General features: G+C 42.9%; 28 protein-coding genes. All 28 read right to left on the bottom strand.

Annotated elements, in window-relative coordinates:
• Positions 1-63: 63 nt before the first annotated feature.
• Entirely contained in the window at positions 64-2001 is a 1938-nt protein-coding gene (locus tag VB715_RS06505) for a heavy metal translocating P-type ATPase (RefSeq protein WP_323300577.1), read from the bottom strand.
• Positions 2002-2220: 219 nt separating this feature from the next.
• Entirely contained in the window at positions 2221-3738 is a 1518-nt protein-coding gene (locus VB715_RS06500) for an FAD-dependent oxidoreductase (protein WP_323300384.1), read from the bottom strand.
• 7 nt (positions 3739-3745) lie between these two features.
• Complete coding sequence (locus VB715_RS06495) at positions 3746-4063, bottom strand: hypothetical protein (RefSeq protein ID WP_323300383.1); 318 nt, start codon at positions 4061-4063, stop codon at positions 3746-3748.
• A gap of 768 nt (positions 4064-4831) precedes the next feature.
• A complete protein-coding gene (locus tag VB715_RS06490) occupies positions 4832-5212 on the bottom strand; it encodes a low affinity iron permease family protein (protein ID WP_323300382.1) in 381 nt (126 codons plus the stop codon).
• A gap of 163 nt (positions 5213-5375) precedes the next feature.
• Positions 5376-5531 (bottom strand): lmo0937 family membrane protein, encoded by a 156-nt coding sequence (locus VB715_RS06485; protein ID WP_323300381.1) that lies wholly within the window; start codon positions 5529-5531, stop codon positions 5376-5378.
• 40 nt (positions 5532-5571) lie between these two features.
• Positions 5572-6072: a CsbD family protein gene (locus tag VB715_RS06480; protein WP_323300380.1), complete on the bottom strand. Its 501-nt coding sequence runs from the start codon at positions 6070-6072 to the stop codon at positions 5572-5574.
• Between the two features lie 190 nt (positions 6073-6262).
• On the bottom strand, positions 6263-6727 hold the full coding sequence (locus tag VB715_RS06475; RefSeq protein ID WP_323300379.1) for a BON domain-containing protein: 465 nt from the start codon (positions 6725-6727) through the stop codon (positions 6263-6265).
• Positions 6728-6769: 42 nt separating this feature from the next.
• On the bottom strand, positions 6770-7267 hold the full coding sequence (locus VB715_RS06470) for a signal transduction histidine kinase (STHK), LytS (RefSeq protein WP_323300378.1): 498 nt from the start codon (positions 7265-7267) through the stop codon (positions 6770-6772).
• Positions 7268-7468: 201 nt separating this feature from the next.
• A complete protein-coding gene (locus tag VB715_RS06465) occupies positions 7469-7879 on the bottom strand; it encodes a CsbD family protein (RefSeq protein ID WP_323300377.1) in 411 nt (136 codons plus the stop codon).
• Between the two features lie 711 nt (positions 7880-8590).
• On the bottom strand, positions 8591-10243 hold the full coding sequence (locus VB715_RS06460) for an alpha-amylase family glycosyl hydrolase (protein WP_323300376.1): 1653 nt from the start codon (positions 10241-10243) through the stop codon (positions 8591-8593).
• A gap of 127 nt (positions 10244-10370) precedes the next feature.
• Positions 10371-10523 carry a lmo0937 family membrane protein gene (locus VB715_RS06455; RefSeq protein WP_323300375.1) on the bottom strand — a complete coding sequence of 51 codons (153 nt, stop codon included), beginning with the start codon at positions 10521-10523 and terminating at the stop codon, positions 10371-10373.
• Positions 10524-10677: 154 nt separating this feature from the next.
• Positions 10678-11214, bottom strand: a complete 537-nt coding sequence (gene petC, locus VB715_RS06450; protein WP_323300374.1) for a cytochrome b6-f complex iron-sulfur subunit — start codon at positions 11212-11214, stop codon at positions 10678-10680.
• Between the two features lie 16 nt (positions 11215-11230).
• Positions 11231-11758: a rhodanese-like domain-containing protein gene (locus tag VB715_RS06445; protein ID WP_323300373.1), complete on the bottom strand. Its 528-nt coding sequence runs from the start codon at positions 11756-11758 to the stop codon at positions 11231-11233.
• Between the two features lie 110 nt (positions 11759-11868).
• Complete coding sequence (locus VB715_RS06440; RefSeq protein WP_323300372.1) at positions 11869-12024, bottom strand: lmo0937 family membrane protein; 156 nt, start codon at positions 12022-12024, stop codon at positions 11869-11871.
• Positions 12025-12057: 33 nt separating this feature from the next.
• On the bottom strand, positions 12058-12558 hold the full coding sequence (locus VB715_RS06435) for a CsbD family protein (RefSeq protein WP_323300371.1): 501 nt from the start codon (positions 12556-12558) through the stop codon (positions 12058-12060).
• Between the two features lie 45 nt (positions 12559-12603).
• Complete coding sequence (locus tag VB715_RS06430) at positions 12604-13011, bottom strand: BON domain-containing protein (RefSeq protein ID WP_323300370.1); 408 nt, start codon at positions 13009-13011, stop codon at positions 12604-12606.
• A gap of 66 nt (positions 13012-13077) precedes the next feature.
• Positions 13078-13785, bottom strand: a complete 708-nt coding sequence (locus tag VB715_RS06425) for a general stress protein (RefSeq protein WP_323300369.1) — start codon at positions 13783-13785, stop codon at positions 13078-13080.
• A 68-nt stretch (positions 13786-13853) separates the two neighbouring features.
• On the bottom strand, positions 13854-15257 hold the full coding sequence (locus VB715_RS06420) for a PRC-barrel domain-containing protein (protein WP_323300368.1): 1404 nt from the start codon (positions 15255-15257) through the stop codon (positions 13854-13856).
• A gap of 33 nt (positions 15258-15290) precedes the next feature.
• A complete protein-coding gene (locus tag VB715_RS06415) occupies positions 15291-15473 on the bottom strand; it encodes a hypothetical protein (RefSeq protein ID WP_323300367.1) in 183 nt (60 codons plus the stop codon).
• A gap of 38 nt (positions 15474-15511) precedes the next feature.
• Positions 15512-15910: a phage holin family protein gene (locus VB715_RS06410; RefSeq protein WP_323300366.1), complete on the bottom strand. Its 399-nt coding sequence runs from the start codon at positions 15908-15910 to the stop codon at positions 15512-15514.
• Between the two features lie 55 nt (positions 15911-15965).
• Positions 15966-16154 (bottom strand): YqaE/Pmp3 family membrane protein, encoded by a 189-nt coding sequence (locus tag VB715_RS06405; RefSeq protein ID WP_323300365.1) that lies wholly within the window; start codon positions 16152-16154, stop codon positions 15966-15968.
• Between the two features lie 68 nt (positions 16155-16222).
• Positions 16223-17131, bottom strand: a complete 909-nt coding sequence (locus VB715_RS06400; RefSeq protein ID WP_323300364.1) for a hypothetical protein — start codon at positions 17129-17131, stop codon at positions 16223-16225.
• A gap of 135 nt (positions 17132-17266) precedes the next feature.
• Entirely contained in the window at positions 17267-17449 is a 183-nt protein-coding gene (locus VB715_RS06395; protein WP_323300363.1) for a CsbD family protein, read from the bottom strand.
• Positions 17450-18098: 649 nt separating this feature from the next.
• A complete protein-coding gene (locus VB715_RS06390) occupies positions 18099-18878 on the bottom strand; it encodes a sterol desaturase family protein (protein WP_323300362.1) in 780 nt (259 codons plus the stop codon).
• Positions 18879-19048: 170 nt separating this feature from the next.
• Positions 19049-20101, bottom strand: coding sequence for a BON domain-containing protein (locus VB715_RS06385; protein WP_323300361.1), 1053 nt, complete (start codon positions 20099-20101; stop codon positions 19049-19051).
• Positions 20102-20208: 107 nt separating this feature from the next.
• Positions 20209-20625, bottom strand: coding sequence for a YggT family protein (locus VB715_RS06380; protein WP_323300360.1), 417 nt, complete (start codon positions 20623-20625; stop codon positions 20209-20211).
• A 115-nt stretch (positions 20626-20740) separates the two neighbouring features.
• Positions 20741-20923 (bottom strand): CsbD family protein, encoded by a 183-nt coding sequence (locus VB715_RS06375; RefSeq protein WP_323300359.1) that lies wholly within the window; start codon positions 20921-20923, stop codon positions 20741-20743.
• 89 nt (positions 20924-21012) lie between these two features.
• On the bottom strand, positions 21013-21864 hold the full coding sequence (locus VB715_RS06370; RefSeq protein ID WP_323300358.1) for a cyanophycinase: 852 nt from the start codon (positions 21862-21864) through the stop codon (positions 21013-21015).
• Between the last annotated feature and the right edge of the window lie 125 nt (positions 21865-21989).

Below are 21989 nucleotides of genomic sequence, written 5' to 3'. Positions count from 1 at the left end.
TCGCAAAGACTGATAAGCGATCGCCTAAAAATCAGGACTCATAGGAATAGCGTGCGTTTGCATCTAATCATGCAAACGCACGCGCCGTAACAACATGGCATTAATTGAAACAACAACGGTCGAAATGCTCATCAGGACTGCACCCACTGCTGGCGATAAGATAATGCCGAACGGTGCTGCAATTCCTGCCGCCAAGGGAATGCCAATGACGTTGTATCCAGTCGCCCAAAACAAATTTTGGATCATTTTGTTGTAGGTGGCTTTTGCCAGTTTCAGCGCATAGGTGGCATCCAGTGGATCGCTTTTGACTAAAACTAAATCAGCCGACTCGATCGCCACATTAGTTCCAGCGCCAATCGCCAGTCCTAAATCTGCCTCAGTTAATGCAGGTGCATCATTGATGCCATCACCAACAAAAGCGGTCGGCTGTTCAGCTTTGAGCTTACGAATCAACGCAGCTTTATCCTCTGGCAAAACACGGGCATAGTAGCGATCAATGTGCAAATCCTCAGCAACGGTCTTGGCAACCGCTTCAGCATCGCCTGTAATCATCACCACCTGCACGCCCATTTTCTGTAATTTTTTCACCGCTTTTCGTGCCGATTCGCGCACTTGATCTGCTAACCCAAAGACTGCCAGGACTTGCTGATCATCCATCAATGCGATCGCGCTTTCCCCCCGCGATTCACTTTCTTGCAGTTTTTTTTCTAAGGTTGGAGGAAACCGCAATTTCAACTCCTCAACCCATTCTGGTCTGCCAACCCGATAGCGTTGATTATTAACTACACCTTCAACGCCTTGACCCGGTACAGCTTTGAAGTCAGTCCCTTGAGAAAGCTGGCTGTTACGGTTATGGGCTTCCTCAACGATCGCTTGTCCGAGAGGATGTTCTGATAAGGATTCTAAAGAAGCAGCAATCACTAAGGCGGGTAACTCCTCAATACCGTCAGCATAAATCCGCTCTACGCCGAATTGTCCTTTTGTCAAGGTTCCCGTCTTATCAAAGGCGATGGTTTTAATGCCTCGCGCTCGTTCAAAAGCATCTCGGTTTCGTACCAAAATCCCGTTTTTAGCTGCCATTGACGTGGCGTTAATAATGACTAAGGGAATCGCTAAACCCAAGGCATGAGGACAGGTAATTACTAACACCGTCACCGCACGATTAATGGCAAAAGTTAAACCGCCTGTTCCCACTGATAGCCAAACAATGAACGTCAGCGTAGAAACGGCGATCGCTGTATAAGTTAGCCAACCAGCAAGTTTATCGGCTTGGTTTTGATATTGACTTTTAGAAGCTTGCGCTTCCTTAACCAGTCGCATAATCTGGCTCAGAGTTGTTTTATCTCCGGTGCGAGTGACTTTGATGGTCAAAGCACCCTCTCCATTCACCGAGCCAGCAACAACTTCATCACTAGCTTTTTTGACCACTGGGCGCGACTCTCCCGTTAAAAAAGCTTCGTTAACGCTGGAGTTACCGTCTACAACTTCACCATCAATGGGGATTTGTTCACCCGGACGAATGAGAATCCGATCGGCTTCAACTAATTCACTCACAGATACATCTTTGATCTGCCCATTGACCTTTTTGTGAGCGAGGGACGGCACTAGATCTGCGAGATGCTCTAGAGCGCGGCTGGCTCCTTGCACAGATGCCATTTCAATCCAGTGACCGAGTAACATGATCACGACTAGGGTTGCTAGTTCCCAATAAAAGGAATTTCCTTCTAATCCCAGAGACACTGCCACGCTGTAGACAAACGCTACGGTGATGGCAAGGGCAACCAGAGTCATCATGCCAATTTTACTGCGGAGTTCGTGGTAAGCCCCCTTCAGAAAAACCAAGCCACCATAGAAATAAATAACGGTTGAGAGAATGGGCGTTACCCAATTTGAACCAGGAAACTGGATCGCTTGATAATTAAACCACTGCTGAAACGATGGCGCAAAATAGAGGACGGGTAGGGTGAGCAGGAGGCAAATAAAGAAGCGGCGTTTGAACATAGCTGGGCTGTGTCCTGCGTGTTTATCGTGTCCTGCGTGTTGCTTATGATTGGGCTGTTTACCGTGTGGATCGGGGTTAGGTAGATTTCTTTTTTTTGTTTCATTAATATCTAACATCGTTTTTCTTCAGAATAAAAGCTTGAGATGGGATTTTGATTCTAGGTAGCTAGACATAAGGTATATAAAGGAACCTAAAAACCAGCTAAGATGGTTATTCGATCACGGCTCATAAACCTTCAAGTCTTTCACTGCCGGTCCATGAAGCACTACTCCATCGCAGCCGAAGCGAGCACCATGACAAGGGCAGTCCCAACTCTTTTCTGCACTGTTCCAAGCAACGATGCAACCCAAATGAGAACACACCGCAGAAACAGCGTGAATCGATCCCTGTTCATCCCGATAAGCGGCAAGCTTTTCACCATCGATCGTCACCAGTTTTCCTTCACCAGAAACCACCTCGGAAAGCGTTGATTTTTCTAGTCCTTGAAATCGATCACCCACCCAATGCATACCGACACTAATCGTCTGCTTGATTCCTTCTGACGTTGCAAATGGTGTCGCACGAGTGGCATCATACAAATTTGCCCAAGGGTTATTGATGCCTAAAATCAAGTCCGAAAGCAGCATTCCAGACAGCGTCCCTTTTGTCATTCCCCACATACTAAAACCCGTTGCCACATAAATGTGAGAACTAAGGGGCGTTAATTTGCCGATGTAGGGCAAATTGTCAAATGACACCATGTCCTGGGTTGACCAGCGATAGTCAAAGGTATCAATGCCAAAGCGCACACGAGCAAAGTCCTCCACTTTCTGGTATTGTTCCTCTGTTTTGGAGATTTCGCCCACTTTATGCCCACCACCACCGACTAAAAGCAATAATCCATTGCGATCAGGAGTGGTACGAATTGAGAAGTATCTTTCCCCACTGCCAATAAACATCCCCTCTGGTGCTTGCTCAGGGTCGATTTTTGCCCCGACAATGTAAGAGCGTTTGGGATAGGTTTTAGCGAAAAAGAGTCCCCTATCTAGGATGGGTAGATTGGTCGTGATCACGACTTCTTGTGCTGTTATCACACTTTTATCGGTAATAACCTGGCAAGATGTTTTTTCTTCCTCAACATTCAAAACCCTCGTATCTTCAAACACATAGCTGCCATCACCTTGAACACACTGGGCCAGATGGAGTAAGTATTTGCGGGGATGAAATTGCGCTTGATGATCGAACTTGACTGCTCCAGCGATCGCAAATGGCAAAGAAGTCTCTTTTACAAAACAGGCAGGTAATCCCAGTTTAAGGGCGGCTGTAACCTCGTCCTCGATTTTTTTGAGTCCCTGTTCCGATTCAGCAAAAGTATAAGCACTGCGGCGGCTAAAGTCGCAGTCAATGTTCTCTTCCGCCACAAATTTAGCGACTTGCTCTAGGGCTGCTTGATTAGACTCAGCATAGAGCCGCGCTTTGTCTATACCTAGATCTTGGAGCAGATCAGCGTAAATTAGCTGATGAAGGGATGTGACTTTGGCAGTAGTATGACCGCTTACTCCTGTTACCATTTTTTGGGATTCAATGATAGCAACAGTTTTACCCGCTCTTTTGAGCAGAATGGCAGTTGTTAGCCCTGCGATCCCACCACCCACAATTGCCACATCGACGGCGATATCATTGCTTAAAGTTGGAAAGCTCGTTTTTGGAGTCGAGTCAATCCAATAGGAAATCGGTTTACCAGTTAAAGAATTCATGGGTGTTTCATGTGTTGGTTATGGTGTGCCACAGTTCTTTTAATCTCTGCTTGACAACTCCTTCTTTGCGGGCAGTGGCGGCTCCAGTTTTACCAAATTCACCCAGAGCTTTCTCTTGCCTTTGCTCTAGGGGAATAGTATTGGTCCTTTCAGCCTCAGATTTGGTTTTTTTATACCAGTTGTTTGCGCCGTTGAGTTGCTGCTTGATTTTGTCGTAGCGATCGCCATAACGCAAGGACAGTCTTTCATCTAATTCAGAAATCCATGTTCTGAGACGGGCATACTGTGCCTGAAGCCTTGTAGATAAATCGACATTTAATATCATTGTTTGTTTCCCTTAGTGATTCAGTCTGGAGATGGGGGGTGTGGGAGGTGTGGGAGGCTTCCGCCGTGAGCGTCAGCCGAACGGTGTGGGGAGCAATCTTGTAATAGTCAGGTTTTTATCTTCCCCTTCTTCCCCCCCTTCCCATCCTTCCCTATCCCTGCCTCAACCGACTTTTTTTGTTAACCGAGCAGTATTGACTAAACCCCGACCATCTTTTTGTCAACCTTCGGCTTCAAACCGTCTGCTTCAACGGCTTCTCCCTCAATAAAAGAACGCAGCATCCAAGCTATCTGTTCATGCTGCTCCATCAAACCTGTGAGAAAGTCAGCAGTTCCGTCATCCTTAAAATCATCGAAAATTTGGGTAGAAACCCCGTCCTTATAGGACGGCTTTATATTTTTTATGATATAGTTGAACTGCCGAAAAGCGAAAACTAAGCAGTAGGCAATGCACCTTGAAAACTAGGGTTAGGGGGTTCTGTACAGAAATGCTTGTACAGGTAAAAACCTTAAGCAACAAGTACAAAAAGCTTAAGCTGAAACCGTACCGATGGGCTATCGGGATCGGATCTCTGAAATGGGATAAAAGTCTGTGGACTCTGTGTAAGACGGTACATGGTTTTTAACTGTGGAATGCAACGGTGAATGAATCAGAAACCTAAATCGTGAGGTTTAGGAATCACCGCCCTTTTAGGGCGCGTGAGGATGTCAAGGATAAATCTCCTTGATTTATAGTAATGGTCAAACTTTTTTACTTGCTTGTGAGACTTTATTTTTGGGAATTGTTAGCCAGTTTGGAATAATCCTTTGCCAGTTGTTCTAATTCTTCCTGTGACGATTCTTCCACATCAATAATTTCATTGTGGGCTGAACTGCTAGAGCGAATTAACTCATCCAATTTGAGTTGAACTGCTTTGGCATCACGGTTCTGTGAGTTTTGGATGAGAAAGACCATCAAGAAAGTTACAATTGTTGTCCCTGTGTTAATGCACAGTTGCCATGTATCAGAAAACTTAAAAAGCGGCCCCGTGATTGCCCAAACAATAATCACACTAAATGCCAAGATTGAGGCAACGGGAGAGCCAACAGCTTCAGCAGTATTGCTGGTAAGTTTGTAGAATAAACTTTTTTTGTGTCGCTCTTTTCGCATTAGATTATCCCGGAATAAAAAACCACAAATTCCTGACTTTTAAAGCCTAAAACCCTGATAAACTCGTTAATATTTCGCAAAAAATCGGGGATTTTAGACTAGGTGAACACGACAAATCAGTAAAGATATCGCAGCTTGTTTGCAAGACAAGCCACAATATTTATTAGCCAATTGTTCGCCCTGTCATTAAGTTATAGACAATGGCAACTAAGGCTAAAACCAAAAGTATATGAATTAAGCTACCCCCAATGTGAATTGAGAATCCTAACAACCAAAAGATGAAAAGTACAACAGCGACAGTCCAGATTAGATTAGACATAATTCCCTCCATTCAGATAAAAGTAATGAAAATTTGAGCTTTAATTGAAGACATTTTGAACCGTATCTTTCACATCTTCTACTGCATTACGAGCTTGACTTTCCGTTTGTTTGGCTTTTCCAGCAAATTGATCGCCACGGTTTCCTGTAACGTTACCTCTCGTTTCTTGAACTTTGCCTTCAATATTTTTGGTAACAGCTTTTGCTCTCCCTTGTAACTGCATTTTGTCTTTCACATCTTCGGCTGTATTACGAGCCTGACTTTCAATTTGTTTGGCTTTTCCCATCATCTGATCTTTGGGATCACCAGTGAGGTTGCCTACTGCTTCTTGGGCTTTGCCTTCAATATTTTTCCCTGTTGCTTTGGCTTTTCCGAATCCCCATAGAGCTATTAGCTGAGTATCAGATGGACTGATAGATGAGATGGAAGAAGTTGCTGCCCAACTATTCGTAGTTCCAAAATCAAAAGCTATAGTAATTGCCAGCATGAAAGCTAAAATTATGGTAACAAAAAACTTACGGATCTGTGTAAAAGAAATCATTTTTTAAAACTCCAAAAAAGAATTTGATCGATCAATAATATATTGATCATAAATACAGGATCGTTTCATTACTATGAGACAGTCATGAATCTAAGGGTTAGACTTACTTTTGAAAATGCTAATATATTCATGACTGACTTTTTAGCCATTAGTAAGTAAGTAGGCGGTCATAAATAAACGAATGTTCGTTTTATGGTTTCACAACAGCTTTTACCATAACGGTATTAACGCCTTTAATTTCCATTGCTAATGGTTCAATTTTATTGAGTTCATCCTGTGTTTTAACCGTCCCCGATACAGTAACATCGCTTTTCTTAGCCGTGACGGTTAGCTGACCACGAGGGATATTTGCCTCTAGTTTACTACGCACTTCATTAGCCAAATCTCCCTCAGCACGTTTTTCGGTATCACCTCCGAGATCATTGCGTTGTTCCCGCGCTCGGATGTCTGACTCTAGTTGTTTTTTGCGCGTTCCACTTTGAGCATCTTCTTGGTTGGTTTTAACATTTTCTGTTGTCGCAACCGGCCCATTTTTGTCTGTGGTATTGGGGGCATCGGATGTTGTTTTAGTGCTTGCACAACCCGATACAGTTACCATCAACAAAACGCTGAGTAGTAAGGGCAGGGTAGAGGTTATTTTGGTGAGCCTATTCATATTGCCATCCTTCATTTTAGTATCAACTCACTCCTCAATTTTCTAGACTCGTGAGTGACGATTAGAAACTGTTGTCGTAGTCTGCACCGACTCGCTAGGTAAATCGTAAGCATACCAATCATCAATGCTATGCTTATCGAAAATTGACTTAGCCAGGTCGATATCGGCTTCTGAGCCTTCAACCATGACCAGATAATCACCATCAGAAACGCGATCGCTATAGATCTTTGCTCGATCTGCGGGGATACCTAAGCCGACAAGTCCACCGGCCAAAGTACCAGCTGCAGCACCGATGACTGTGCCTGAAATAGTTGTAGCGATCGCAGTTGCGGCCGCACCGGCCAACATTATTGGGCCAATACCAGGAATGGCAACAAGACCTAGTCCGATTAATAAACCTGTTAAACCTCCGACAGCACCACCAGCAACAGTTCCTTTTGCTGCTGTTTGTGGAACTTCTTTTTCATTGCTATCTAAGTTACCGACATCTCTCAATCGATTACTTGTACTAGCTCCCGTAACTTCAGTATAGCGATTCATCTCATGCCCCACTACTGAAACTCGATCCATCAAAAAACCATTTTCTTTTAATTCACGCAGGGCGATTTCAGTTGCTTCATAACTTGGAAATATACCCGCGGCCCGTTGTTGTTGTAAAATCATTGCTTTCTCCTAAAATTTATTATTCGTTTTTGGTTGAATTTGTCAATTGAAGTAATCAATTTTTCAAGTCAATGAGCCTTAGTTGAAACTCTCACGAGCTTGAGCTTCTATAGCTTTTGTTCCTTCACGATCTTCTTTTGCTACTTGCTTGGTTTTTCCACCAGGTTCATAGTCGGGATTAACAATACTGTTATTGAGTCCTTCTAGAGTTTGTGCTTTAAATTGTTTGGCTTTTCCAGCAGATTGAGTTTCGAGATCGCCTGTTATGTTGCCTATTGTTTCTTGCGCTTTGCCTTCAATCTCTTTCGCTGTTGAATTTCCCCCGCCCCACATAGCCATTAGTTGGGTATTAGATGCACTAATAGATGAGATGGAAGAAGTTGCTGCCCAAGCATTGGTAGTTCCAAAATCAAAAGCTACGGTAATTGCGAGCATGGTTGCTAATACCATGGTAACAAAAAAGCGACGAATTTGCTGAAATGAAATCATTTTTTTTACTCCAAAAAAGAATTTGATATATCAACGATAATTTACTGATTCTCAGATTTTGAACCAGCCTAAATCATCAAGATTATTGAAGGAAGAAAAGGTAAAGGGAAAAAGCATTATTATTCATCTTCTACCCCTTACCTTTTGTTGTTAGCCAATTAAATGAGAGGGGTCTAATTATTGCTCAGCAATGGTGGGTGCGAAGCATTCTTTTGACAGAAATGTGACAAATAGTTGACTAATTTCATGCTCTTATTGTAACAGAGAAATTACTTGATTTTGCCAAATAGTTTACAACAAGTAACAAGCCATTAGAATTAATGGCTGATTTAGGTTTACTTAACAGCTATAAAAAATAATTAAATTTAACATAAAATATAGATAAATAGACAAAAAACAAGAAAAAAAGGATAGTAACTACTTCAACACTACTTATCCAGAGTAATTCTTGTGATTGTATATGGTTGGACACAATTAGATACTATATCAATATTTGTCTAATATAATTTTAATTATGTCACAGATATTTTTAGGCAGACTTTTTCTTTTTTAATCTAACTAAATGCAAGTAAATTTAGTTAGATTTTAACAATTTTTCTTTTTTTTTTACTTTTTCTTTTTTTTAATATCAGTTTTCATTTGGATATAAAAAAGGATCAAAGTCAACATTCTCCCCGCCTTTCTACGGCGAGGGAGTGTCAAATGGACTACTTACTGCCAAATAAAAACCTTAGCCTCATATTCTGACAAATCAGTCATGATATTGTTATCATTCGTCTCCACCTCATAATTGTGTGTCCATTCGTGCCAAATACCATTAGCGGGAAAATTAGTCACTTGATAGCCGGCCAAGAAATTATCTGAGAAATTGGCAATAACCACTATGCGGGAACCTTCTTCATTCCAACGACAGTAGGCAAGTACACGATTATCTGAATCTTCGTGAAAAAAGTCGATGTTTTCATGATAAAAAGCATGATTATTCTTCCGTAAATCAATTAAACCCTTATAATATTCAAACAAGCTGCGATTGGCATCATTCTCTAATAAACGCCAGTCAATTTTAGACGGTTCAATGGTTTTAGACTTATATTCCCCAAATTCCTCACCCATCCAGATCATCGGTACGCCAACAGCCGTCATCATCAGTGCGGCTCCCAGTTTAGCTCGTTTAAAAGCTGAATCATCAAATATCTCTCGATTGGCAAATTCCGTCATTAAATGATTATGGTCATGATTAGTCAGATAGTTGACTACATTGGTTACACCAATAAACCCTTGACGTTTGCAGTCGAGTACGTTTTTGAGTTCCTCAATATCGAAGCGATCGCCACATAAATGCGCGACAATGGAATTGTAAAAACTTTCATGCCAGCAACCATCCATGGGGCCATCATAACCAGTAATGCTATTATCTTCAGGAATATACTCAGCAACATTGTAGAATGGCTTAGAACCCGCGACAAGTTTTGTTTCTTCAACAATCCAGCGTAGGAAATCGTAATTACCAATTTGTCGAGCAGCATCGTAGCGAATACCGTCCGTATGATACTCTTCAATCCAAAAACGCACATTATCACCAATAAATTTACGAGCGGGATAAGTGCCTAAGTTCTCGTCGTAATGTTCATAATTGAATTCTGGCCCCCAACTAAATTCGGGATCTTTAGGAGCATGACGATACCAATAATCATGATCAATTTGAGTTAGGGGACTAGCGGATTCTGAGTGATTATAAATGCCGTCAATTAACACGCGAATGCCTCTGCCATGACATTCATCAATCAGGTGTTTAAGATCTTCAGTGGAACCATAACTATTTTCTGCGGCAAAGAAATGGCGCGGATTGTAACCCCAACCATAATCACCAGGATACTCTTGCACGGGCATGAGTTCAATGGCATTAATGCCTAAATCACAGAGATAATCGAGCTTTTCGAGAGCGTGTTTAAATTTTCCGCGCCGCTTCTCATCAGTTTCACCCCCTGAAAAGTCGGCAATGTGCATCTCATAAATCACTAAAGCATGATCGGGAGGTAACGGTTTGTCATCGTGTTGCCAAACATAAGTATCAACAATGGGTTGACCATCTTTGATTCGCAGGATACCATTTTGGGTTGCATTATCAACATCAGTGGCATAGGGATCAACAATATCTACCCATTGATCAGGTTCCAAAAACCAGCTTTTTGACTGAACACGAAATTTATATTGATAAATACCATCTGCTAGTTCAACTTGGATTTTGAAGTTGCCTTGATCATTTTTTTCCATGGGGATTTCTTCCCAATTAGAAAACGAACCGATTAATGAGACTGCCTTATTATAGGGAGCAAAGAGTTGAAATTCGATCTTGGTTGCCATATTTTTCGTTCCTAAATGGAAGATTGATTTCTAAGTATTTGTTAGAAAAAAGCCATGGTATTCAGATCATGGCTTCTTTGGAAGTCAAAATCTTTTTGCTTGCAATGCAAACAAGGCAAAATGGTTATTAAATGCGTCGTCTTATCAGTAAGTTGTAGACAATACCAATCAGCACCAAAACCAAAAGCAGGTGGATTAAGCTACCGCCAATGTGAACGGAGAATCCTAACACCCAGAGGATGAAAAGTATAACAACAGCAGTCCAAACGAGATCTAACATAATTCCCTCTTCTATTTAGATAAAAGTGATTTAAACATTATTCCAATCGATCTTTAATTAAAGATATCTTGAACTGTATCTTTCACATGAAATCATTTTTTTAAACTCCAAAAAAGAATTAATTAGTAACAAATTGATTGACAATGGGGAATCATTAGGCCCACCAGGGCTTTTCTCCCGTGCGAGGATCGGTTTCCGTCCAGGGCGAGATTAAAATACTGTTATCGATCACCGCAACTTGGACAATCTTGAGGGGCAGAGGGGCTGGCCCCCTTACCACCGAGCCATCAGGGGCATAGCGGGAACCATGACAGGGACATTGAAACTGCTGATCTATCGGGTTCCAAGGAAAGGTACAACCGAGGTGAGTGCAGTTATCAACGATCCCGATGCTGTCTAGGGTGTTATCTTCTTTGACAATTAGGTAGGTAGGTTCTCCTGCTAAACCCGCAACCAAGGCACGGGTTCCTGGGGATTCTGCTAAGATTTGCGAGGCGGGAATTAAGTTACCTAAAACATCTTTGGCAGGGATAGCACCCCCAGGGCCGGTTTTTTCTGGGGGAGGAATCAAGAATTTTCCGGCAACGTAAAGCGCGTAACCAGCAGGAACAGCAATGGTGGCTCCGGTAAAAAAGTTGATGAGTTGCCGCCTTGATAGGGATGGACTTTCCAGAGGAATATTACTGTCCATGATGAATCTCCTTATGTCATGATTTGGCGATCGCCTCTCCGGCTGCTTTCCAGCCAAGAAAACTTGGGGGAAATCCCTGAATATTTTCATATCCCAACAGATGCAAGGTCATCACCCCCATTCCCGACCGATAGCCGGAAGAACAGTAGAAAACCACAGGGCGATTTTGCGGGATTTTGTCCAAATTCTGCGTCAAGGTTCGGAGGGGAATATTGATCGCGTTGGGTATATGTCCCGACTGATACTCAGAGGGTTCTCGCACGTCTACCAACAAGGTTTGAGGGTTTTCTAACAGGCTTTTTAGGCTTTCGACACTGGCGATCGTATAATAGCCTTGTGGAATCGACGTGAGAAAGCGATCAACTCCCGATTCTAGATTGAGGGGTTCTTTGGGCAGAGTTGGTATAAGTATCCTTTCTTGAGATAGCAAGTCAGTCTCCGTGAGAGTTATTGCTATGACAGGGTTTTGTCCAATACCAACAAAAAGGCAAAACCAGAGAGCAAATCCCAGCAATATAGTCTTAACTGACTTCTTAAATATCATGGATTTTTCCCAAAACGGACCATTGGAACGAAACCTTAAAAGAGTTTGCTAATTATCGCAACTTGTTAACAAGTCAGATTTTTTTGCTGACAAACAAGTCACAATAGTTATTAGCCAATGGTTCGCCCTGTCACCAAGTTATAGACAATGGCAATTAACGCTAAAACCAAAAGCAGATGGATTAAACCACCCCCAATGTTCATTGAAAATCCTAACAACCAGAAGATAACAAGTATGACAGCGACAGTCCAAAGAAGATTAGACATAATTCCCTCCATTGAGATGTTTTTAAATTGAGCTTAATTGAAGACATTTTGAACCGTATCTTTCGCATCTTCTACTGCATTACGAGCTTGACTTTCGGCTTGTTTAGCTTTTCCAGCAACTTGATCGCCAAGGTTCCCCGTAACGTTACCTCTTGCTTCTTGAGCTTTGCCTTCAATGTTTTTTGTTACGGCTTTAGCTCTCCCTGTTAACTTCATGTTGTCTTTCATATCTTCGGCTGTATTACGAGCCTGACTTTCGATTTTTTTGGCTTTTCCCATCATCTGATCTTTAGGATCACCAGTCAGGTTTCCCACTGCTTCTTGGGCTTTGCCTTCAATATCTTTTGCTTGTGCTTTTGTTTTTCCCCATCCCCAGATAGCGATTAGCTGAGTATTAGAGGGACTGATAGATGAGATGGAAGAAGTTGCCGCCCAACTATTGGTAGTTCCAAAGTCAAAAGCGATGGTAATTGCCAGCATGATAGTTAAAATCATGGTGACAAAAAAGCGACGAATCTGTTGAAATGAAATCATTTTTTTAAACTCCAAAGAAGAATTAATGAGTAACAGGAAATCGTTTTATGGGTTCACAACAGCCTTCACCATCACGCTATTTACCCCTTTGATTTCCATGGCTAAAGGTTGAATTTTATCGAGTTCATTCTGTGTTGGAACTACCCCCGATACTGTAACCTCTGCATCTTTAGCGGTGACGGTAAGCTGACCACGAGGGATATTGGCCTCTAGTTTGCTACGCACTTCACTGGCTAAATCTCCCTCAGCACGTTCTTGGGGGTCGCCTCCCATATTATTGCGCTGCTCCCGTGCTTTAATATCTGCATCTAGCTGTTTTCTGCGTATACTACCTTGAGCGTCATCTTTAGTGGTTTTAGTCTCTTCTGTTGTGGAAGCCTGCCCATTGTTGTCGGTGGAACTGGGAGCATCGGATGTTGTTTTAACCCCAGCGCAAGCCGATATAGTTGCCATCAGCAAAACGCTGAGTAGTAAAGGCAGAGTAAAGTTGATTTTGGTGAGCTTATTCATGTTGCCTCCTTAACGGTAGTTCTCAGTGTCAACTCTCGAAAAATATGGTCTTTGATTTTCCTCACGATGGAGCGACTTTTCGGGATATTTCTCCATTGTTTGGACTTTTGTCTGATGGATAGATGTTGTTGTCGGAGTCTGAACCGAATCATCAGTCAAATCATAGACGTACCATTTCTCAATGCCATGCCTTGTTAAAACTGACTTAGCCACGTCAATATCAGCTTCTGAGCCTTCAACCATGACCAGATAATCACCGCGCAAAATGCGATCACTATAGACTTTAGCGCGATCTGCTGGTATACCTAAGCCCACAAGTCCACCGGCCAAACTACCCGCAGCCGCACCGATGACAGTGCCGGAAAGAGCCGTGGCGATAGTAGTGGCCGCAGCACCGGCCAGCATGATTGGACCAACACCAGGAATGGCGACAATACCCAGCCCGATTAATAAACCAGCTAAACCGCCGACGGCACCACCAGCAACTGATCCTTCTGCTGCGGTTTGTCCAACTTCATGTTCATTGGTATCCAAGTTGCCGACATCTATCAGTCGATTAGTTGTATTCGCTCCTGTCTCCTCCGTTTGGCGATTCATATCACGCCCCACAACTAAAACTTGCTCCATCAAAAAACCATTTTCTTTTAATTCATGCAGGGCCCTTTCAGTTGCTTCGTAATTTGAGAATGTGCCGACAGCGCGTTGTGTTAATATCATTGCTTTCTCCTAAAATTTATTATTTGTTGTTCGTTGAACTTCTATAAGTGAAGCTTGATCGACTTGACCTAAAGCGCGGCTCTACCAGCCTGGGGGGCCCGCAGATCTTCTAGGGATAGTTTGGGTTTTTCGTTGTAAACCGAATTAAGCAGTAGATCGAGAACCTGAGACTGACGGGCAGCAGCGATCGCCTGATGAGTAATTAACTCACCCACATTAAGAATTACCTGATCACGCTGATCGAGAATAACACGGGTCACAGCACGCCCTAGCGCACCTTTAATGCGTTGCTCCTCGATTGCCTGAGTCCCACGAGCCTGTATCTCGCTGGCTGTCTCTTTTACTTGTGTCCAAAGATCTTTGGCTCCCGCTTGCAGTTGCTCTCCTGTCTGTCGGGTTGTGGACTTGATCTGCTCCCCTGCCATCGTCATGATACTACTGGTGCTGTCCCGTGCGGCTTCACCTGTCGATAAAGCAACCGCCTGTAGTAATGCTTGCTCTTGGTGGTAGCTCTTAGCCCGTTCAATCACCCGTGCCGTGACGATTTGACCAGGTGCAGCGATGATTGAGCCTCCATTGGTGCGAACGAATTGTTGAACTCGTCTGCCTTGTGTCTGGTCAACGGTTAAACCAGCCACTGCATTGCCAAACTGTTCACCAAGTTTGTCCGAAAATCTGCCCCCTGTTGCTCGATACAACTGCTCCAAAATACCCAAATAGACTGCCGAATTAGCGATCGCCTCAGTGACTGTCTGCCCCCGAAGCACAAAGGACTGCCCATCGGGTGCTAAAACTTCATGCTCTGCGGTTCTACCTACCACAAAAGCCTTTTGCTCCTCTGGATCAATAATAGAATTGGCGATCGAGGTGGTTGCACTCCGCCCAAATTCCTGGATCTTATCTCCTGTGACTTGAGCCGTTTCCTGAACCTTATCACTGACAGTCTGCATAGCTGCTCTCATTCCCCCAACTTGCTCTTCCATGAGTTGGGCTGTCTGAATCGGCACAAACATCACATCTCTACCAATTTTGAGGGTTTGGATAGCTGGCACAAAGGAACGTCCAGAATAGGCATCTGCAAATAGACCCCCAGAAACTTCATATCCTTCAACCTCACCTGTCCTCTCATCGAAGTAAAGGTCAATCATGACTCCCAAATCTCGTCCATCCATCGTCAGGATGCGAGTCCCTTTGAGGATATTATTATGGTCTAAGATGTTGAGAATTTCTGGAATCTCAGTTGCTCTAGCGATCGCATCTTTAGATGATGTAATTACGGCATCAGTTCCAATGGCTTGAACATCTTTTAACAACAAAACCTGAGCGGAACTAAACCAACTGGACTCAGTGACAACAAACCCAAGCAGTTGATTGCTATTTTGGTCAAAAATTAAATCTTCAACGATGTCAAATTTTTCACCCATGTCATAGGAGACAACAGGTTTGCCAATGATGTCTCGGCCCTTGTACATTGTCTTTCAACTCCCGTATATTGACTAAGTTATTTACTCGTCATTGAGATGAAGTGGTAGTCCTGACTGATCGCTTAGTCCAGGATCTCGACCGAAGCCGGGTATCATATTAATGACCCCAAAGTATTCTAGTGAAACTGCTACTGCGATCGCAAAAATCAGAAATAGTCCAGCATACCAGCTACTATTTGACTGTTTTCCCACTAGCCTTGGCATAATTTTTTCCCCCTTAATATTTTCAAGGTCAGAAGATTTTAGTTATTGCTAGTTAAAGAAGGAGATTGACCAATCTTTTTTTCAGCAAAATAGTTATTCAGGAAAGTGCTGGCAAATGATAGGATAACCGGCCCAAAAATGAAGGCTAATAAGCCATTTACCACAAAGCCAGGGACTAAGAGAGAGGCTAACCAAAAGCAACAGCCGTTGACCACGAATGAAAATAGCCCTAGGGTTACGAAATTAATCGGTAGGGATAATGTAGAAAGGACAGGTCGAATGACGGAATTGACCACTCCGATAGCAACACCTGCGAGTAATGCTGCCGTGAAAGTAGCAATGTCTACTCCTGGCACAACTAAATCAACGATTAGTAAGCCCAATGCTGTTGCTAAGGTAGTGACGAGATATCCAATGATAGTATTAGTATTGTTCATGTTTTTAATTCAATAAAGACTTGAAAAAAAGAGTTTTGGTTTAAAAATGCCAATTTTATTGATTAACGGGGCGGTTGAGTTCTTGATCTTGTTTAACGATCGCCCAAACTGCATGGATACTACCTGGAATCCAACCCAGTAAGGTCAGCCCAATGTTGATAAACAGGGTCGAACTGACCCCAAAGGTCAGGAAAACACCGACGGGCGGAACCAGGATGCCGAGGGCTATGTGCAGTAATTTCATGGTTTTTAATCCTCTGTGTAGATAAGAAATATGTATTCATCTGTTTATTCTGGTGTGCCACAGTTGTTCTAATTTTTGTTTGAGAGCTCTTTCTCTGTGGGGGTTAGCTGTTCCATCGGTAGTAAATTGCCTCTACCAAATCGCCACAGCAAGATCAGACCCAAACCGAACAGATTGACCAGGAAAACGACTAATCCTCCGAAAAATGGAATTAGTGTCAAAACTGTCAGAATCCCTAAACCCACTAAGAACTGTTGCTGTAACGATCTGTCCCTATTATTGATTAGGTATTGACCGACAAAAAGTGCTACACCCAATGACCCGACGAGAGCCGTGATAACCGCCGTCAGACTCAGGAGTGGAATCAGAGGAATACCAATGAGTGTTATCGCTAGAAACACGCTGGCAAAGAAAAAGGAGACAATCGCCCCGACACCCCATAGACCTGTCAAACCGGGGTTCTGACGCAATTTTGTGGCCAAATTAGGCAAAAATCGTGGGCTGGTATGCAAAATAATCAGACCGAGAATAGCTGCTACTACGGCGGCACTAACTCTAAAAATGGCACTGAAAAAATAATAAGCGAAGAAGCTCCTTCGACCTCGATCATAACCATACATCATGCCATGTCGATCGCTAAATGTGGCTTTCTCACCACCAACGATCACACCTGGTTCCTCTAGGATTTTGCCGCCAAAGGAGTAAGTATCACCATCCACCCGCGCTCCTGTTTTCAATATGACATCTCCGCCAAAGGCAACGGCAGTATCCAAAACTCTGGCATTAGGTGATACCGTAACATTTCCTCCAAAAGCCAGGGCGTTCTCGACAACTTGATTCTCTGGTACGGTTACACTGCCACCAAAGCGGACGATGTTGGTATTGTTGACATTTATATCAGTCTGTGCCAGGACATTGCCCGCAAATATTAAGCATAAGGTTGCTATGAAAGCCAGGATCAATTGTTGCCATTTCATAGATTTCACCCTTATTTATGAACGACAAGACTGTTGGGAACAATGAGGGTTAGGGGTTAGGTTTCAACCCAACCCACTAAAAGTCTCTAACCGAACAATATTGGGAGAGGCCCAAGCAGTCGGGCAAATAATCGATTAATCAATCACTTTTTTGACTTCATCTTTCACATCCTCGACAGTGTGACGAACTTTCGCCTCTGCCTGTTTTGCCTTGCCCTCAGACTGAGCTTTGGGATCGCCAGTCACTTCCCCTGCTGCTTCTTGAAGTTTGCCTTCGATATTTTTGGCGGTTGCCTTGGCTCTATCTTTTAAACTCATGATGCGCTCCTGATTGATATTTCTTATGGAAATTTATCGAATTTTGGGACTGCTTACCTGAGTCCAGTTAATAACTTTTTCTTCTGCTATTATCGTAACGTAGTTATTTGTTTTTTCCCATGAATTTACAATAAGTAATGAACAATTAAAATTGATGGCTAATCCAAGGTAATTTAACAACTATATTTAAGTATTTTAGATCACATATAAAAATCGACAATAATGGACATTTTCCTGATATAAAAAGTAATTTATTGATGCTATTTATGAAGTTTAAGGCGGTAAAAGCATAAAAAGTAGTCGTTTAAGCTTGATTTTATCAATGGCTATTGTCTAAGATTGATTTTTGATGGTTTTATAAAAAATATTTTAAATTAGGTAAGTTGTTTATTGTACGAAATCGTACATAAACAAAGAAGGTTGTATTTACTTTCGTTAAAAAAGTAGCAATGTACCCTAAAAATCAGAAGAAATTTTCTAGGTTTAAATTGACCATACGGGAATATTTTTAGTGAGATTCCGGCAATTATTCCTTTGTTGACCGAAATCTTGCTTTTCCTTAAACAACCAAATCAACTATCAGCAATTCTAATGCTTTTGCTAAATTAATTTTAGGGTGGGCAATGCCCACCTTACGGTTTTTATCCAATTAATTATGATCACCGACTTTACCCATCAGACGCTCATCAAGTTTCTGCTCATAATCGGGATCTTGAGTGCCGAATACTTTATCCCAGAACGTGAAATATAGACCATAATGCACAGTGTACTTGAGATGATGAATAGAATGATGGGCAGGCCCAATAAACCATTTACCGAGCCAATGATGAGGAAAAGATAAGGGTAAGCGATCAATCCCAAGATGATTTAACACTGCCCAAACCGTCATAGTAGTAAGTACGGCAATTAACGTGATAAAGTGCAATGGAAGCACAAAGACAATACCTACCAGAAAGACACACTGAACGATTGCTTCTGGTGGATCAAAGGCAAAAGAAGTCCAGGGGGTAGGATAGCGCGATCGATGATGTCCCTGGTGTAACCACCGAAAGAGTAAAGGGTGATGAAACAAGCGATGGGTGAAATAGAAATAGGCATCCTGGAGAACCACCACCGCCCCATAACTAACAGCCAAATACCACAGCCCATACTGTTGAGGGTTGCTGTACAAGCGGGTAATGCCCCAACTGTATGCTGAGAGAACAAGCCCCCCTGCCAGTGCAAACACCCCCGCGGAGAAAACAGAGAGTTTAATATCCTGTTGAATTGATCGCCAGGAAGGAGACAGATGCTGCGGACTTTGATTGACAAGGGACTGACTGAAGGGCGAATAAAAGAACCAATAGGTTCCCCCCGCCACCAAAAAATACCGTGCCAGAATAATCCCAAAAAACGCGATACCGTAGAACCAAAATGAATGGTCTATCAATTCAATCTCCTTATTATTCCTGATCTTTCAATTATTTATCTCCCTTCGGGAGAGAGAACAGGGAACAGGCTTCCGTGAGGCTTCGACGGTGAGATCAGCCGAACGGCAACAGCCAAGATTTTCGGTGAAATATTAGGATTTGTTCCTCGTTCCCTGTTGCCTTGAACCACCTACTTAGATTCGACAGTTGCCGTCATATCAACCTTCTCAATTCCTTTAATTGACTTGAGCAAAGGTTGAATTTGTTGCAGTTGTTCTGGTGTCGCAACAGTACCTGATACCATCACTTCACCATTTTTTACCTCAACCTTCAATTGATTGTTAGGTAGGTTGTTGTTAAACTGTGTCACGATTTCCTGTTTGAGATCCCCATCCGTTTTACTAACAGTAGAATTAGTGACATTCCCATTAGACGGGGGGACTAATGCGCTAGAGTCATTGGATGGCTTGGAACTGGTGATACTGCCATCTGAAGAGGGGGCTACTATCGGCTTGGGAGCGGATGTCTCAGATTGCTGCGATGGTTTAGAGGATGGATTGGATGCAGAAGGCTGAGTAGGGGCTTTCTCCGTTGATTTAGGTGTTTCAGCTTGGGGTGCCGGTGCAACTGTTGCGGTAGGTTGCTCAACAACCGGAACTTTCTCAGGAGGAGGAGTAGATTCTTGAGTCTTTTCAGGTATTGACTCATTGATAATATATACGGGCTGTTGGTTGTTCTGCTGAGTCAAAAAGTAAATTGCCCCCGCGCTTAGGCCTGCTACACAGGCGATAATCACACCAATTAGTATTCCTTTAGCTGTATTGTTATCGGTATGGGACTCCCGCACATCTCGGCGATGCTCCTCTGCCGACTGGATATTGCCGTGAGAGTCTTCATACTCGGTGTGGAGATTTCCTTGAGCATCTGTATACTCATTGTGGAGATTCCCTTGAGCATCTTTATACTTGGTGTGGAGATTTCCTTGAGCATCTGTATACTCAGTGTGAAGATTTCCTTGAGCGTCTTGATACTCAGTGTGGACATTCCCCTGATGATCTGTATACTCATTGTGGAGATTTCCTTGAGCATCTGTATACTCATTGTGGAGATTCCCTTGAGCATCTTTATACTCAGTGTGGAGATTCCCTTGAGGATCTTTATATTCAGTGTGGAGATTCCCTTGAGGATCTTTATATTCCCGATGGATAACCTGAGTGGATTTTGTGCGATCTTTGGCGTTCATTATTTTATCTTCCTTTCTTTTTATTTAAGTGTGGTATGTGAGGGTTTAAAATCAAGTCTATTAGGGGGTTTGAAGATTATCAGGATTGTATAATTTGTGCTAAAAATTTACGATTCGTGATAAAAGATGAGTCTGACTACCGAAACCACAAGATAGCTCAACAGAGCATAGGCTGCGATCGCAATCACAATGTTGACATCAAATATGTTGGCTCCACCATCGGTTACAGGACTAATGAATAAGGTAGAAAATGGAGCAATGAAAGGTTCAGATAGACGATTAATCAACTGGGCAAATTGGTTTTGAGGATTAGCACCAAACAAACGCAGTAAAAACTTAATTCCTAACAATATTTCCAGCATTCCCGTCAGCCAGAAAATGCTATTAACTATCCAAACAAAGACAGCATTCCGTCTGGCAGAGCGTAGGCGTTTCTCCTCTCGATTAAGTCGGAAAGCCTCTTCCTCATGTTGCAGTTCCTGTCGTCGCTCAAGATTGGTTTCATCATTGCGATTATGATTCATTGTTTTTAGCTCAGCAATAGATTCAGGTTGGGAGCGAATTCACCTTGAGCGAGGTAAATTCGCCGTTCAGCAAGGTTTTCACCTTTTTTTAGCCCGAAAGATTAACAAAGTCTCCCTAGTCAATCATTTTCTTGACTTCCTCTTTCACGTTTTCGATAGTGTGACGAACTCTTGCCTCTGCCTGTTTTTCCTTGCCCTCTGCTTGAGCTTTGGGATCACCAGTCAGATCACCCACTGCTTCTTGAACTTTACCTTCGATATTTTTGGCGGTTGCCTTGGCTCTATCTTTTAAACTCATGATGCACTCCTAATTAAATTTGTTAAGTTTGAAAACTGTTCCAGTCAGAAGTAGGGGCGAAAGGCCCTGCGCCCCTACAGAAATCAAGTCTATGCGGTTTGCAAAACAGGGCTTTCAGCTTCTTTTTTAGAGATCTCTAATGAGATTGGCTTGCGGGTTTTCAAGTTAAAGCGGAATCCTTGAGGTAGGATGTGTAACTTGACTCCACATACGGCCATCGCTTCATCTTTGAGCAGTTCGTCCAAATTGTTATAAGTTGCGTCTGATTCATCAACAACGGTTACAGCACCACGCCCCACCACCGTCAACTCGTCACCGTCCACAATCATTGCTGTATCTTCATCAATGCCAAACCCTAAGTTAGCTGGCTGCTGTAAGAGGGCAGAAACCAGGCGGCCTAACCTTCCTCGCTGGGCAAAATGCTGATCGATCACCACTGAGTGTATAAATCCCATTCCCTCACCCATCTCTATCGCGTCCATGCGTGGGTTGGTTTCGGAGTCCCCCTCAACAATCATAAGATCGGGCATCATCGCAGCCCCGGCACTTGTTCCACCGATCACCATTCCCTCTTTATGGCGTTGGTGAAGTAAGGAATCTAGCTTAGTTCCCTTGATGTATTCAAGGATACGAGCTTGATCTCCCCCTGTAAAAAACGCTCCCGTGGCATTTTCAAGAATTTCTAAGTTTTTGGGATCATCCCCATCATCCTTGTGAATGGTATTGAGGACAGTCACCTCCTCGACACCGAGTCGCTCAAATACTCGGATATAGTCTTCTCCAGACTCACGAGGCTCGCTTGTTGCCGCCGTTAATATGGCAATTTTAGCGTCAGTCCCCCCCGCAGCGCGAACAAACTCTCGCAAGATTTTACAATCTCCTTCTTTATCCTCTGCTCCACCAATGATAACTAATTTCCCCCGTCCTTTTGTGGATTCCATATAACAACTCCTTGGTAAATTGAAAGAAAACTAAGATTTAAAAAGTTGCTGTAAACTAACGCTAGATGTTATTTTTGCCTTGTTTTTGACCTAGAATATTTTATTGTTTAGCTGAACCGTATTTA

It is taken from the genome of Crocosphaera sp. UHCC 0190 (genome assembly GCF_034932065.1).
In the GTDB taxonomy this organism is placed as follows: domain Bacteria; phylum Cyanobacteriota; class Cyanobacteriia; order Cyanobacteriales; family Microcystaceae; genus UHCC-0190.
This window is presented reverse-complemented; position numbering and strand designations above follow the sequence as displayed.

What these genes read in the sequence shown, in the direction of transcription:
- VB715_RS06480 (WP_323300380.1), bottom strand. Translation starts at nt 6,072, where the DNA reads ATGATTTCTTTTACACAGATCCGTAAGTTTTTTGTTACCATAATTTTA.
- VB715_RS06375 (WP_323300359.1), bottom strand. Translation starts at nt 20,923, where the DNA reads ATGAGTTTAAAAGATAGAGCCAAGGCAACCGCCAAAAATATCGAAGGT.
- VB715_RS06470 (WP_323300378.1), bottom strand. Translation starts at nt 7,267, where the DNA reads ATGAATCGCTATACTGAAGTTACGGGAGCTAGTACAAGTAATCGATTG.
- VB715_RS06460 (WP_323300376.1), bottom strand. Translation starts at nt 10,243, where the DNA reads ATGGCAACCAAGATCGAATTTCAACTCTTTGCTCCCTATAATAAGGCA.
- VB715_RS06425 (WP_323300369.1), bottom strand. Translation starts at nt 13,785, where the DNA reads ATGATATTAACACAACGCGCTGTCGGCACATTCTCAAATTACGAAGCA.
- VB715_RS06455 (WP_323300375.1), bottom strand. Translation starts at nt 10,523, where the DNA reads ATGTTAGATCTCGTTTGGACTGCTGTTGTTATACTTTTCATCCTCTGG.
- VB715_RS06405 (WP_323300365.1), bottom strand. Translation starts at nt 16,154, where the DNA reads ATGAAATTACTGCACATAGCCCTCGGCATCCTGGTTCCGCCCGTCGGT.
- VB715_RS06370 (WP_323300358.1), bottom strand. Translation starts at nt 21,864, where the DNA reads ATGGAATCCACAAAAGGACGGGGGAAATTAGTTATCATTGGTGGAGCA.
- VB715_RS06380 (WP_323300360.1), bottom strand. Translation starts at nt 20,625, where the DNA reads ATGAATCATAATCGCAATGATGAAACCAATCTTGAGCGACGACAGGAA.
- VB715_RS06465 (WP_323300377.1), bottom strand. Translation starts at nt 7,879, where the DNA reads ATGATTTCATTTCAGCAAATTCGTCGCTTTTTTGTTACCATGGTATTA.
- VB715_RS06485 (WP_323300381.1), bottom strand. Translation starts at nt 5,531, where the DNA reads ATGTCTAATCTAATCTGGACTGTCGCTGTTGTACTTTTCATCTTTTGG.
- VB715_RS06500 (WP_323300384.1), bottom strand. Translation starts at nt 3,738, where the DNA reads ATGAATTCTTTAACTGGTAAACCGATTTCCTATTGGATTGACTCGACT.
- VB715_RS06410 (WP_323300366.1), bottom strand. Translation starts at nt 15,910, where the DNA reads ATGAACAATACTAATACTATCATTGGATATCTCGTCACTACCTTAGCA.
- VB715_RS06395 (WP_323300363.1), bottom strand. Translation starts at nt 17,449, where the DNA reads ATGAGTTTAAAAGATAGAGCCAAGGCAACCGCCAAAAATATCGAAGGC.
- VB715_RS06505 (WP_323300577.1), bottom strand. Translation starts at nt 2,001, where the DNA reads ATGTTCAAACGCCGCTTCTTTATTTGCCTCCTGCTCACCCTACCCGTC.
- VB715_RS06420 (WP_323300368.1), bottom strand. Translation starts at nt 15,257, where the DNA reads ATGTACAAGGGCCGAGACATCATTGGCAAACCTGTTGTCTCCTATGAC.
- VB715_RS06440 (WP_323300372.1), bottom strand. Translation starts at nt 12,024, where the DNA reads ATGTCTAATCTTCTTTGGACTGTCGCTGTCATACTTGTTATCTTCTGG.
- petC (WP_323300374.1), bottom strand. Translation starts at nt 11,214, where the DNA reads ATGGACAGTAATATTCCTCTGGAAAGTCCATCCCTATCAAGGCGGCAA.
- VB715_RS06495 (WP_323300383.1), bottom strand. Translation starts at nt 4,063, where the DNA reads ATGATATTAAATGTCGATTTATCTACAAGGCTTCAGGCACAGTATGCC.
- VB715_RS06400 (WP_323300364.1), bottom strand. Translation starts at nt 17,131, where the DNA reads ATGAAATGGCAACAATTGATCCTGGCTTTCATAGCAACCTTATGCTTA.
- VB715_RS06490 (WP_323300382.1), bottom strand. Translation starts at nt 5,212, where the DNA reads ATGCGAAAAGAGCGACACAAAAAAAGTTTATTCTACAAACTTACCAGC.
- VB715_RS06430 (WP_323300370.1), bottom strand. Translation starts at nt 13,011, where the DNA reads ATGGCAACTATATCGGCTTGCGCTGGGGTTAAAACAACATCCGATGCT.
- VB715_RS06445 (WP_323300373.1), bottom strand. Translation starts at nt 11,758, where the DNA reads ATGATATTTAAGAAGTCAGTTAAGACTATATTGCTGGGATTTGCTCTC.
- VB715_RS06475 (WP_323300379.1), bottom strand. Translation starts at nt 6,727, where the DNA reads ATGAATAGGCTCACCAAAATAACCTCTACCCTGCCCTTACTACTCAGC.
- VB715_RS06385 (WP_323300361.1), bottom strand. Translation starts at nt 20,101, where the DNA reads ATGAACGCCAAAGATCGCACAAAATCCACTCAGGTTATCCATCGGGAA.
- VB715_RS06415 (WP_323300367.1), bottom strand. Translation starts at nt 15,473, where the DNA reads ATGCCAAGGCTAGTGGGAAAACAGTCAAATAGTAGCTGGTATGCTGGA.
- VB715_RS06435 (WP_323300371.1), bottom strand. Translation starts at nt 12,558, where the DNA reads ATGATTTCATTTCAACAGATTCGTCGCTTTTTTGTCACCATGATTTTA.